Consider the following 11375-nt stretch of genomic DNA (forward strand, 5'->3'; position numbering starts at 1 on the left):
CCACCAGCCCGGTTATTCTTCAACGTCTTACAAATGAACTCGATAGAGAAACGATTCCGGTGTTCATCGATGAATCGGATCATTTCCGACGTTTGGGGTCGAGTTCCGACGCGAAAAAAGCTGAGGCAGCCTTCAGCAGCTCATTAGTATCGCGTAGCTCTTGATTCTCACGGCGTAGTCTCGCGTTTTCGGCGGCCAAATCTTCAGGCACAGGTTCTGGAGTGTTTCCCGAACGGCGGGCCTGCTGGGTCCATTGACGAGCTGTGTGCCATGAAACCCCCAGCTTTGGGGCTACTGCCTGGCACGCGGCTTGCATCGACATATTTTCCGCCAAGATGCGGTCCTCAACGAGGCGGACCACGCGGTCCTTCGCATCCTGGTCAAATTTCCTTGGCATGTTCCAGATTTTCCCATCTACTCAAACGGAACAAAACCTGGGGCACTTCATAGGCTTTTTAGAAAACCTCCTCAACCGCTACACCCCACGCATGCCGTGCGAGCCGGTCTTTGCGGTCATTGATACCGAAACCACCGGCTTTAACAAGCGCTATGACCGCATCATTGGACTTGCTGCCGTGCGCGCTGACGCGAACTTCAATCCCGTTGACTCCTGGCACACATTGCTCACCCCTGACACCAACGCCGTGTTCACTACTCGGGGGAAACCCCCCCACCTCGGCATTCAACCCTGCTGTGGGGGTTACTCGTAGCGAAGCGAGCTGAGCATCCCGGTTTCCATGTGATAGGCGTTATGGCAGTGAAATGCCCACTCACCGGGGTTGTCAGCGATCAGGTCGGCGATCATGGTTTCACCGTGGCGGAGAAGGACGGTGTCCTTGCGTAGTCCGCCGCTGCCGGGCAGCGCCCACGTGTGGCCGTGGATGTGCATGGGGTGGGGCATCATGGTCCTGTTGCGCATGACCATCCGCAGACGCTGGCCCTCCTGCACGGTCGCGGAGGAGGATTGGCCGTCGGTGAGAATGCTCCATTCGTACGGCATCATCTGCCCGCCCAGGTCGATGCTGACTTCTCGGTCTGGTGTGTCCTCGGGTAGGAGTGCACGGTCTGCTGGCTTCAGGGAGGACAGAAGCAGTCCGGTGGACGACAACTCGGGGAAGTCGACATCGGGGTGGGGGGCCTGGCCGCCGGCGGTGCGGATGACGGCGAAGGCGCGGTCGTCTTTACCCACCGCCAAAGCCGTGAGCGGGAAGATGCCGTCGCCGAGGATGACCTCGACGTCGACACGCTCGCCCATCGACAGGTAGATCGATTCGGTCTCCCTGGGCTGGACGGGGAAGCCGTCGGTGTGGGTGACGGTCATGCGGTGACCACCGAGGGCCACCTTGAAGATGGTGTCACCGCCAGAGTTGATAAACCGCAGGCGGGCCTTGTTGCCCGGGTGAGCCTCGAAGGTCCGGTGAGCACGGGGGATACGTCCGTTGATGAGGTAGTGCGGATACATCACATCGCCGGCATCCCCGCCCAGTACCCGGTCCGGGGTGCCGTGCATCATATGGCCGTGGCCTCCCATCCCCTTCTTCCCGTTATGGTCGCCCGAACCCATTCCGGTGAGCTTGTCGAGCTCATCGTCGGGAGTGCCCTGAATGCCATCGACCCAGTCGTCGAGCACGATGGTCCACTCGACGTCCTGGTCCTCAGCGTCTTGTGGGTCACGGACGATCAGTGGGGCGTGGAGGCCGCGATCAAGCTGCAGGCCGGAGTGGGAATGGTAGAAGTAGGTGCCACCGTGGGGGACTTCAAAAACATAGGAGAAAGACTCGCCAGGTTCAATGGGGTCCTGGGTCATGCCGGGCACACCGTCGGCTGCGTTGTGGAGTGCGATGCCATGCCAGTGGATGGAGGTGCTCTCAGGCAGTTCATTGGTGATATCGACCTGGAGGACGTCGCCGGCGGTGGCCTCAATGGCCGTATCCCCGGTGTCAGAGACGTATCCCCACGTCTTGGCTTCGATGCCGCCGATATCCAGAGAGAGGGGCCGGGCGGTCAGTGTCCGGCGCACCGTCGGCTCACCGAGCGCAGTGGGGGTGGGAGTGGGGCGAAGGGAGGGACCTGGTGCCGAGGCAGCGGGTCCAGGGTCGCTGGTGCAGGCGGCCACGGCCCCGGTGCCAGCGAGGACGAGCCCGCCGAGCAGAAACTGTCGTCGGGAAAACGCGTTCATCATGATTTAACCTTCCTTGGTGCTAGATTTCGGTGACACGGGAGACAGGCGCAGGTGAGGACCCTGCTGAGCCATCACGTCAGGCGCAGGTCTGTGACACAGGTGGCACCGTCGTCGGTGGTGGAAAACTCCGTGGTGCCGGTACGCCCCTGGTAGCTGACCTCAATCAAGCCGGTGACATCATCGGGAAGCCAGAAGCCAATAAACCCGTTGTCGAAGGTGGTTGTCGCCTCGTCCACCAGCACCTCACCGGTCGCCTCATCGGTGATCGTGACCTGGATATCCTCATTGCCGAGTTCCCCCAGGCAGGTCGTAAGGCTGTGGTAGAAGCAGTCGTGGGTGGAGGTGAGATAGGGTGCGATCGAGACATACGTCTGATTGTCGGGAAGATCGACCACGACTTCCTGGTCATCGCTCGAGAGCAACAGTTCATCGGTACGCACTGAGGCGATCAGATCCGTGGGACGCTCAGTGACCTTCTGCCGGTCGAGGTGATCAATGATCTCCACCGCGTCCATGGCGGCCAGGCCATGGGTAGTCAGGAATGTATCCTGGGACACCGTCCCGTCGGCGGTGGGTTCCGGGTCGGCGGCCGAACACCCCGTGAGGGCGAGAGCAAGGGCGGCGACTGCAATCGCTGCTCGTTTCACGTCAATCTCCTTGGATCGTGGGTAGGACCGTGAGAAGACACCGCCCCAAGGTCGATGCCATACCTTTATCTAGCACGGGTGCCTGACGGACTAGAAATCAAAAACCCTGCTCACAGCCTTATAGCAGGGCGAAAAGAGGGCGAATTCGGTGAGCTGGGTCACCACCGGGACACCACCCCACAGCCGTGGGCGATGTCCTTCTACCCGCCCCGGGTATGCGGTGCTTGCAGTGAAATCCCTGGTGGCGCCTGCTGAACCGACCAGGGGAGGCGATGCCGCCGGCCCGGGGTGGGGCACAGGGGTGACGGCGGTCGAAGGGTTATGTTTGAAGATTTGATGAAGATTCCCCGCCGGGTACTGAGCGAGGATGGTATTCCCCCCTGGCCGGAGCGATACTGGGGTCTATGGCTGACCACACACCGACCACCGCCACGCCCCCGGGGCGGGTGCTGGTCGTCGATGATGAACAACCCCTGGCTCAGATGGTGGCCTCCTACCTCATCCGGGCCGGCTTCGATACCCGCCAGGCGCACACCGGTACCCAGGCCGTGGACGAGGCCCGTCGCTTTCCCCCCGATGTTGTGGTGCTGGATCTGGGGCTGCCCGAACTCGACGGCCTGGAGGTGTGCCGACGGATCCGCACCTTCTCGGACTGCTACATCCTCATGCTCACCGCGCGTGGCAGCGAGGACGACAAGATCAGCGGTTTGACCCTGGGGGCGGATGACTACATCACCAAACCTTTTAGCATCCGAGAACTGGTGACCCGGGTGCATGCGGTGCTACGCCGCCCGCGCACCAGCACCACCCCACCGCAGGTGACCACCCCCTTGATCGTTGGTGACCTCATCCTTGACCCCATCGCCCATCAGGTGCGGGTGGGGGAGACGACCGTGGAGCTCACCCGCACGGAGTTCGAGCTGCTGGTTGCCCTGGCCCTGCGCCCCGGCCAGGTGCTGACCCGCCACGACCTGGTCACCGAGGTCTGGGACACCACCTGGGTCGGTGATGAACGCATCGTCGATGTCCACATCGGCAACTTGCGTCGCAAGCTCGGCACCGACACCCAGGGCCGGGGGTTTATCGACACCGTGCGTGGCGTGGGCTACCGGGTGGGGCAGCCATGAATCACCGACCCGGCCTGACCTTCCGCTTCCTGGCAGCCCAGGTGTTGGTCGTGGTGATTAGCCTGCTGGTGGCCGCAGCCGTGGCCACGATGGTGGGCCCGACCCTGTTCCATGATCATATGTTGATGACCGGCCGGGAAGACCCCTCGCTGGAGCTGTTCCATGCCGAGCAGGCCTACCGGGGCGCCAACCTGATCACCCTGGCCGTCGCCCTGCCCACCGCCTTGATCAGCGCCCTACTGGCCAGCCTGTGGTTATCGCGTCGTCTGCGCACCCCCCTGCAGGATCTCACCCGCGCCGCTACCAGCCTGACGGCCGGCAACTCCCGTATCCGCGTGCCCGCCGGAAAAGCAGGCCCCGAGGTCACCACCCTGGCGCATGCCTTCAACACCATGGCTGACCGGCTGGAACACACCGAACAGGTCCGCCGTCAGATGCTCTCTGATCTGGCCCACGAAATGGGCACCCCCTTATCGGTGCTCACGGTCTACCTCGATGGTCTCCAGGACGGGGTCGTGGACTGGAATAATGCCACCCACACGATCATGGCGGACCAACTCACCCGCCTGACCCGGTTGATGGAGGACATTGACGATGTCTCCCGGGCCCAGGAACGCCGGATCGATTTGGACCTGGCGGAGGAAGGGCTCGGGGATCTGCTCCATACCGCCGCTGCTGCCGCGGGGGAAGCTTATGCTGTCAAAGGCGTCGATTTACAGGTCGAGACCATTACAGACACCGCCCGGGTGCTCGTGGACCGGCAACGCTTCGGCCAGGTGATGAGCAATCTGCTGTCGAACGCGCTACGGCACACCCCGGCCGGCGGGCAGGTCCGGATCAGCGTCCACCGACAGGGGGCGTCCACCGCGCTCATCCACGTCGCCGATGACGGCGAGGGCATCCCACCTGACCAGCTCAGATACATCTTCGAACGCTTCTACCGGGGGGATGCCGCCCGCAGCCGGGACGCCGCCGGAGCCGGTATCGGTCTGACCATCTCCAAGGCATTGATCGAGGCCCACGGCGGCACTCTCACCGCCACCTCCCCCGGACCCGGTCGCGGAGCGGTCTTTACCCTCCGCCTCCCGCTGCCCCCTCCCGACAGTGAGGAGGCTGCTCGGTGACCACACCCTGCCCCGCGTGAGGGCCGCGCCCTCGACCCATTGAAAATATACCCCCCTGGGGTATGCTGAAAATATACCCCCGGGGGGTATATGCTAAAGAGCGGCATCGCCGCACCCCACCGAACCGAAGGAGCTTTCCCATGCTCACCTCCCCGCCCCGCCTCTTGCCGATGGCCTCCCACGGCTGCAGCTGTTGCGGACCTGCCTCACGTGCCGACACCGCCTCCATCCCTGCCGCCAGCGACTCGTCAGCAGGAGGGTCCTCCCCTAGCTACCAGGTCACCGGCCTGACCTGCGGGCACTGCGCGAAAAGCGTGACCCAGGCCCTTCAGGCCCTCCCCCAGGTCGACGACGTCCAGATTGATCTCGCTGCTGGTGGAGTTTCCACCGTCACGGTCACCGGTGTCGTACCTCCGGAGATGGTTTGCCGGGCCATCGAGGAGGCCGGCTACACCGTCTTATCCTGATCAGTCTTACCCATCATCTCGACCCCGACCGGGTTGAGCGAAAGGAACGTCATGAGCACTCCCCACCATTCCGGTGATCACCATGGTGATCACCCCGCTCCGGAAACAGACCACACCCACCACCCAGATCATGCCAGCCACGAACACCACGCAGATCCCGACACCCACGGCCAGGCGATGCCCCACGATCACCCGCACTCCGCCCTGGACGAAGACCACCACGTGCATGGTCACGGCGAACACGCCGGACACAGCACCGCAATGTTTCGGGACCGCTTCTGGTGGTCTCTGATTCTGTCCATTCCCGTCGTTATTTTCAGCCCCATGGTCGCCCACCTGCTCGGCTACCACCTCCCGGCATTCCCCGGATCCACCTGGATCCCCCCGGTGCTAGGCACGATCATCTTCGTCTACGGCGGAACGCCTTTCCTCAAGGGCGGGTGGAAAGAACTGAAATCCCGCCAACCCGGGATGATGCTCCTGATCGCCATGGCCATCACCGTGGCGTTTGTCGCCTCCTGGGTCACCACTCTGGGGCTGGGCGGTTTTGAGCTGGACTTCTGGTGGGAGCTGGCCCTGCTGGTGACCATCATGCTGCTGGGCCACTGGCTGGAGATGTCCGCTCTCGGGGCCGCGTCCTCCGCGCTTGATGCGCTGGCTGCCCTGCTGCCGGATGAGGCCGAGAAAGTCATCGACGGGACCACCCGCACCGTGGCCATCTCCGAGCTGGTCGTCGACGACGTCGTGCTGGTGAGGGCCGGTGCCCGGGTGCCGGCCGACGGAACCATCCTCGACGGAGCCGCCGAATTCGATGAGGCGATGATCACCGGCGAATCCCGTCCCGTCTTCCGCGACACCGGTGACAAGGTGGTCGCCGGTACCGTGGCCACCGACAACACCGTCCGCATCCGGGTGGAGGCTACCGGCGGGGACACCGCCCTGGCCGGGATCCAACGCATGGTTGCCGACGCCCAGGAGTCCTCCTCCCGGGCCCAGGCCCTGGCGGATCGGGCGGCAGCGTTGTTGTTCTGGTTCGCGCTGATCTCCGCTCTGATCACCGCGGTGGTGTGGACCATTATCGGCAGCCCGGACGATGCCGTGGTGCGCACAGTCACGGTGCTGGTCATCGCCTGCCCGCACGCCCTGGGCCTGGCGATTCCGTTGGTCGTTGCGATCTCCAGCGAGCGGGCCGCGAAATCCGGGGTGCTCATCAAGGACCGGATGGCGCTCGAGCGGATGCGCACCATCGACGTGGTGCTCTTCGATAAAACCGGCACCCTGACCGAGGGTGCGCACGCGGTCACCGGTGTCGCCCCGGTGCCCGGTACTTCGGAAGGGCACCTGCTGGCCCTGGCCGCCGCCGCCGAGGCCGATAGTGAACACCCCGTGGCCCGCGCCATCGTGGCTGCCGCGGCCGCCCATCCCGAGGCATCCCGTCGGCAAATCCGTGCAACTGGTTTCAGCGCCGCCTCCGGCCGGGGAGTCCGGGCCACTGTCGATGGCGCTGAGATCCTCGTGGGCGGGCCGAACATGCTGCGCGAGTTCAACCTCACCACCCCGGCCGAGCTCACCGACACCACCAGCGCCTGGACCGGGCGTGGGGCCGGAGTGCTCCATATTGTCCGCGACGGTCAGATCATCGGTGCGGTGGCCGTCGAGGACAAGATCCGCCCCGAATCCCGCGCCGCCGTGAAAGCCCTGCAGGACCGCGGGGTGAAGGTCGCGATGATCACCGGTGACGCGCAGCAGGTGGCCCAGGCAGTGGGCAAGGACCTGGGGATCGATGAGGTCTTCGCCGAGGTCCTGCCCCAGGACAAAGACACCAAGGTCACGCAGCTGCAGGACCGGGGTTTGAGCGTGGCCATGGTCGGTGACGGTGTCAATGACGCCCCCGCTCTGACCCGCGCGGATGTCGGTATCGCCATCGGTGCCGGCACGGATGTGGCCATGGAATCTGCCGGGGTGGTCCTAGCCAGTGATGACCCGCGGGCAGTGCTGTCGATGATCGAGCTGTCCCAGGCCAGCTACCGCAAGATGATCCAGAACCTGATCTGGGCCTCTGGCTACAACATCCTCGCCGTGCCGCTGGCCGCCGGAGTGCTCGCCCCGATCGGGTTCGTGCTGTCCCCGGCCGTGGGCGCGATCTTGATGTCTGCCTCGACCATCGTGGTGGCCCTGAACGCCCAGCTGTTGCGCCGCATTGATCTGGATCCGGCTCATCTGGCTCCGACCGACGGGAAGGAGGAACACAGTGGGTCGATATCCCCCGTAACCGTTACTGACTGACCTTGTCCCTCGACCCCTAACTCACACCACCTTTGAAAGGAACGCTCATGAAACGCAGCATTACCCTCGCCGCCTTGGTACTGACCTCCACCCTGGCGCTGACCGCCTGCAGCGACGCCACCGACAACTCCGACGATGCCGACACCACCAGCACCACGACGGCAACCGCAGAGACCAACGAGACCCACCAGGAAGACACCACCACTGCCGACGAAGAGCACGGCGGGCACGACCACCCTGCCGACGGCGGGGCACCGCCGGCAGGCATTGAAGAGGCCGAGGATCCCACGTACCCGGTGGGCACCGAGGTCATCCTCACCGCTGACCACATGCCCGGCATGGACGGGGCCACAGCCACCATTTCCGGGGCGTTTGACACCACGACCTATTCGGTCAGCTACACCCCCACCGAGGGTGGGGCCCCGGTTACCGACCACCGCTGGGTCGTCCATGAGGAGCTCGTCGATCCGGGTCAGGCCCCCCTGCCCGACGGGGCGAGCGTTGTCCTGGATGCCGAGCACATGTCCGGCATGAAGGGTGCTGAGGCCACCATCGATTACTCCACCGAGGAGACGGTCTACATGGTTGATCTCACCGTCGACGGGATGACGATGACCAACCACAAGTGGGTCACCGAGAGCGAGATCCAACCCGCCGAATAGTCCACCCACCCTGAACCGCGAGACCAGACAAGGCACCCGCTCCAGAGTCGGTCATCAATCGCTACCGACCATGCCGCAGCACACCAGCCACACACGGAACCTGCACGCCCACAAGGCCCACGCTGAGGTAGACCTTCTGTGTCACTGCTTCTCTTAGTCAGGGGAAATATGCCCTGGAATGACCCTGGTGACAGGAGTTCATTCCAGGGCTTTGTCTCTGCCCACCGGCCAGTTCCTGGCGGGTGGATGAGACCTATATCCGAGTCAGCGGCAGGTGGTGCTACCTCTATCCGGTGATCACCGCCGGTGACCAGACCCTGGACTTTTTACCTCTCTCCGAAGCAGAACGTGGCCGCAGCGAAGCGTTTCCTGGCCAAGGCCGTCAGATCCAATGCGTCAGCCGGGTATCCCAGAGTGATCAACACCGATAAAGCACCCTTCCTAGCCAGGGCAATCGCCGGGTTGAAGTCAGAGGGAGTCTGCCCGTCAACAGTGGAACACCGGCAGGTGAAATACCTCAACAACATCCCGGAAGGCGACCATGGTCGGCTGAAGCGGTTCCTCGGGCCGAAAGGCGCGTTTAAGAACCGGACATCTGCACATCGGACGTTGAAAGGGATGGAGGCGATGCACTCATTGCGGAAAAGGCAAGGCACGATGTTTGCCCTCACGGGCAACCGAAACCGGACGCGGTGATCGTCAACCGGGTCTTCGAGACGGCCTAACAACGCCCACACGCAGCGGCCATCAGGGAATGAGAAACTGAGTCTTCGCTGCCCTCCGCCCAACCTTGCAACAGCACCCTCCAAGAACGATTCAAGGGCCTGGCCCCGATGCAGTATCGGAACCAGGCCCCCGCAAAGACCCTAACCATTTAGAATTAACCCAGTCCAGAAAATGGGGGTCAGCTCACTCGGGATGGGCTTATTAGAGGCCGAAGGCGCCGCCGCTGACGAGGATGAAGATGCCCAGGCCGATCAGGACGATCGGGAACAGCACGTGCTCCCAGCGCTCAAGGACTTCTGCGATGGGCGGGCGGGTGGCCACGAACTTTGCCAGCAGGACCAGGCCTGCCACCAGGACGAGGAAAACGATGCAGTAGATGATGACGGCGGCAGTGTCCACGTTGAGGAAGACCGGGACGTAGACGCCGATATTGTCGCCACCGTTGGCAAACGTCACACCGGCGACGGTCAGCACACCCACCTTTTTCCCGGCGATCTTCGCATCATCATCGTCGTCATCATCGCTTCGCCAAGCCTGCCAGGCCGCCCGTAGTCCCAGGGCCAGGGGAATTAGTCCGAAGTACGGGATCGCCTCAGCAGGTAGGAATACTCCTGCCCCCAGCATGACCAGGACTGCGGCCGCGAGGATGCCCATGAAGCCGAGGTACTGCCCAGCCAGAATCCGAAGCGTGGTCCCTTTTTGCCCCGCCCCGCGGGCAAAAAACAGCGAGAGCACGATGATGTCGTCGATATTGGTGGCGATAAACAGACCAATCGCCGACAGTAGACCGGTTACCACTACGCACCCTCCTGTCCATTGACACACCCAGGTACGGCGCATCCGGCGTCGATGCATTCGGCGTTGTCATCGACGGCCAGGGTGATATCCAGCAACGCGTTCAACGCCTGCGCCAGATGAGCATCAACGATCTCGTAGCGGGTCTGTCGCCCCTGCGGTTCGGCGACAATTCCGCAGTCCCTCAGGCAAGCGAGATGGTTCGACACGTTCGAGCGCGTCAGTTCCAGATCCTGGGCGAGAGCGGCCGGGTAGGCCGGCCCCTCCAGCAGCGCCAGGAGAATGCGGGAACGAGTCGGATCCGCCATGGCCCGACCCAACCGGTTCATCACGTCTAGATGAGAAGAAATAGTCAGCATGTGCTGAACTATACAGTTGTTGCTGAACTAATTTCAACATGGGATGGCGTCGTTGCGAGAGGCCGTCTGCACTTTCAGGCTGAGGCCTTCACTGCACAGGAAGGAAGCGGCCGCCTAGTTGGCGGTGTTCCCGACGTGATTTAAAGGTGAGGGCTATTGCCGGCAGCTTCCGGCCCAGGCCAGTGGCGGCCCACGTACCGATCAGGGTGTCCCACTTCCAAGGAAGTGAGACACCCTTAATGAAACCAATTGAAAATACACAGCCCCAGGAGAGGACTGTTCCACAAGCTATTCCAACGAATTGACTCGCGAAACCTGCTGCAGAATAGACTTCCGGCACGCTGTGGGTCATGGATATTGGTAACGCCCGGGTTTCCACCGCAAAACAAGACCTCGACCGTCAGATCGACGCGCTCCGTAAAGAAGATGTTGCGGATAAATACATCTACGTCGACAAGAAATCCGGATCCACCACGAATCGGCCCGGACTCCAGCAAGCCCGCGCGGGAGATGTCATTGTCGTCCACACCCTCGACCGGCTGGGCCGCACCGTCCGCGACACTCTCAACCTGATCCATGACCTTCAGGAGCGTGGGGTAGGGGTGCGCACCTTGACTGATCCCATCAAGGTCAATTCCTCGAATCGGTGCCGTTGCAAAGTTGGGGCAGTAGGAAGAGCGACGTGAAATAGTCACAGTCATGGGTATCTTCTCCGGTCGTCATTTCCCCGTGACATCATCCTGTGGGCAGTGCGGTGGTACTGCCGCTACGGGGTGCGCTACCGCGATCTGGAGGAAATGATGACCGCGCGGGGCGTGCCAGTCGATCACACCACGATCTACCGCTGGGGCCAGAAATACGCCCCTGAGCTGGACAAGCAAACACAGTGGTACCGACACGTTACCTGACTGGCAGGCCAGTTCCTGGCGGGCGGATGAGATCTATATCCGAGTCGGCGGCAGATGGTGCTACCTCTATCGGGCGATCACCGCCGGTGGCC

At 62.9% G+C, this 11375-nt stretch carries 10 protein-coding genes and 4 pseudogenes; 9 read left to right on the plus strand and 5 right to left on the minus strand.

The window, feature by feature from the left end; translation table 11 throughout:
* Window positions 1-79: 79 nt before the first annotated feature.
* Window positions 80-443 (minus strand): annotated as a pseudogene (locus HMPREF3148_RS08985) (transposase).
* Between HMPREF3148_RS08985 and HMPREF3148_RS08990 the strand changes: the two are divergent.
* Entirely contained in the window at window positions 396-710 is a 315-nt protein-coding gene (locus HMPREF3148_RS08990; RefSeq protein WP_100619156.1) for an exonuclease domain-containing protein, read from the plus strand. The pseudogene HMPREF3148_RS08985 and the gene HMPREF3148_RS08990 overlap by 48 nt on opposite strands.
* Here the strand turns inward: HMPREF3148_RS08990 and HMPREF3148_RS08995 are convergent.
* Entirely contained in the window at window positions 701-2182 is a 1482-nt protein-coding gene (locus tag HMPREF3148_RS08995; RefSeq protein WP_049062953.1) for a multicopper oxidase family protein, read from the minus strand. The genes HMPREF3148_RS08990 and HMPREF3148_RS08995 overlap by 10 nt on opposite strands.
* Window positions 2183-2253: 71 nt before the next feature.
* Complete coding sequence (locus tag HMPREF3148_RS09000) at window positions 2254-2829, minus strand: CueP family metal-binding protein (RefSeq protein ID WP_049062952.1); 576 nt, start codon at window positions 2827-2829, stop codon at window positions 2254-2256.
* A 404-nt stretch (window positions 2830-3233) separates the two neighbouring features.
* On the opposite strand from HMPREF3148_RS09000, the gene HMPREF3148_RS09005 reads away from it, so the two are divergent.
* The 6 genes and pseudogenes from HMPREF3148_RS09005 to HMPREF3148_RS09030 all read left to right on the plus strand — a co-directional run.
* A complete protein-coding gene (locus HMPREF3148_RS09005) occupies window positions 3234-3956 on the plus strand; it encodes a response regulator transcription factor (RefSeq protein WP_049062950.1) in 723 nt (240 codons plus the stop codon).
* Window positions 3953-5080, plus strand: coding sequence for a sensor histidine kinase (locus tag HMPREF3148_RS09010; protein ID WP_049151223.1), 1128 nt, complete (start codon window positions 3953-3955; stop codon window positions 5078-5080). Before HMPREF3148_RS09005 ends, HMPREF3148_RS09010 begins: the two co-directional genes overlap by 4 nt.
* 140 nt (window positions 5081-5220) lie before the next feature.
* Window positions 5221-5547 (plus strand): heavy-metal-associated domain-containing protein, encoded by a 327-nt coding sequence (locus HMPREF3148_RS09015; RefSeq protein ID WP_049062949.1) that lies wholly within the window; start codon window positions 5221-5223, stop codon window positions 5545-5547.
* 51 nt (window positions 5548-5598) lie between these two features.
* Complete coding sequence (locus tag HMPREF3148_RS09020) at window positions 5599-7833, plus strand: copper-translocating P-type ATPase (protein WP_049062947.1); 2235 nt, start codon at window positions 5599-5601, stop codon at window positions 7831-7833.
* Window positions 7834-7880: 47 nt separating this feature from the next.
* Entirely contained in the window at window positions 7881-8495 is a 615-nt protein-coding gene (locus HMPREF3148_RS09025; RefSeq protein ID WP_049151221.1) for a YdhK family protein, read from the plus strand.
* Window positions 8496-8722: 227 nt separating this feature from the next.
* Window positions 8723-9220: pseudogene (locus HMPREF3148_RS09030) on the plus strand (IS6 family transposase); the annotation flags it as partial.
* Window positions 9221-9422: 202 nt separating this feature from the next.
* Here the strand turns inward: HMPREF3148_RS09030 and HMPREF3148_RS09035 are convergent.
* Window positions 9423-10019: a cadmium resistance transporter gene (locus HMPREF3148_RS09035; protein ID WP_005530616.1), complete on the minus strand. Its 597-nt coding sequence runs from the start codon at window positions 10017-10019 to the stop codon at window positions 9423-9425.
* On the minus strand, window positions 10019-10375 hold the full coding sequence (locus HMPREF3148_RS09040) for a Cd(II)/Pb(II)-sensing metalloregulatory transcriptional regulator CmtR (protein WP_049062945.1): 357 nt from the start codon (window positions 10373-10375) through the stop codon (window positions 10019-10021). The genes HMPREF3148_RS09035 and HMPREF3148_RS09040 overlap by 1 nt, the downstream gene beginning before the upstream one ends.
* Before the next feature lie 350 nt (window positions 10376-10725).
* Between HMPREF3148_RS09040 and HMPREF3148_RS13305 the strand changes: the two are divergent.
* Both HMPREF3148_RS13305 and HMPREF3148_RS13310 read left to right on the plus strand, forming a co-directional pair.
* Window positions 10726-11019, plus strand: a pseudogene (locus HMPREF3148_RS13305) (recombinase family protein); the annotation flags it as partial.
* 55 nt (window positions 11020-11074) lie between these two features.
* A pseudogene (locus HMPREF3148_RS13310) lies at window positions 11075-11375 on the plus strand (IS6 family transposase); the annotation flags it as partial.

It is taken from the genome of Corynebacterium sp. HMSC05D08 (assembly GCF_001807215.1).
Classification (GTDB): domain Bacteria; phylum Actinomycetota; class Actinomycetes; order Mycobacteriales; family Mycobacteriaceae; genus Corynebacterium; species Corynebacterium striatum.

Coding starts and splice junctions, on each gene's coding strand:
- HMPREF3148_RS08990 (WP_100619156.1), top strand. CDS start 396: ATGTTCCAGATTTTCCCATCTACTCAAACGGAACAAAACCTGGGGCAC.
- HMPREF3148_RS08995 (WP_049062953.1), bottom strand. CDS start 2,182: ATGATGAACGCGTTTTCCCGACGACAGTTTCTGCTCGGCGGGCTCGTC.
- HMPREF3148_RS09005 (WP_049062950.1), top strand. CDS start 3,234: ATGGCTGACCACACACCGACCACCGCCACGCCCCCGGGGCGGGTGCTG.
- HMPREF3148_RS09010 (WP_049151223.1), top strand. CDS start 3,953: ATGAATCACCGACCCGGCCTGACCTTCCGCTTCCTGGCAGCCCAGGTG.
- HMPREF3148_RS09015 (WP_049062949.1), top strand. CDS start 5,221: ATGCTCACCTCCCCGCCCCGCCTCTTGCCGATGGCCTCCCACGGCTGC.
- HMPREF3148_RS09020 (WP_049062947.1), top strand. CDS start 5,599: ATGAGCACTCCCCACCATTCCGGTGATCACCATGGTGATCACCCCGCT.
- HMPREF3148_RS09025 (WP_049151221.1), top strand. CDS start 7,881: ATGAAACGCAGCATTACCCTCGCCGCCTTGGTACTGACCTCCACCCTG.
- HMPREF3148_RS09040 (WP_049062945.1), bottom strand. CDS start 10,375: ATGCTGACTATTTCTTCTCATCTAGACGTGATGAACCGGTTGGGTCGG.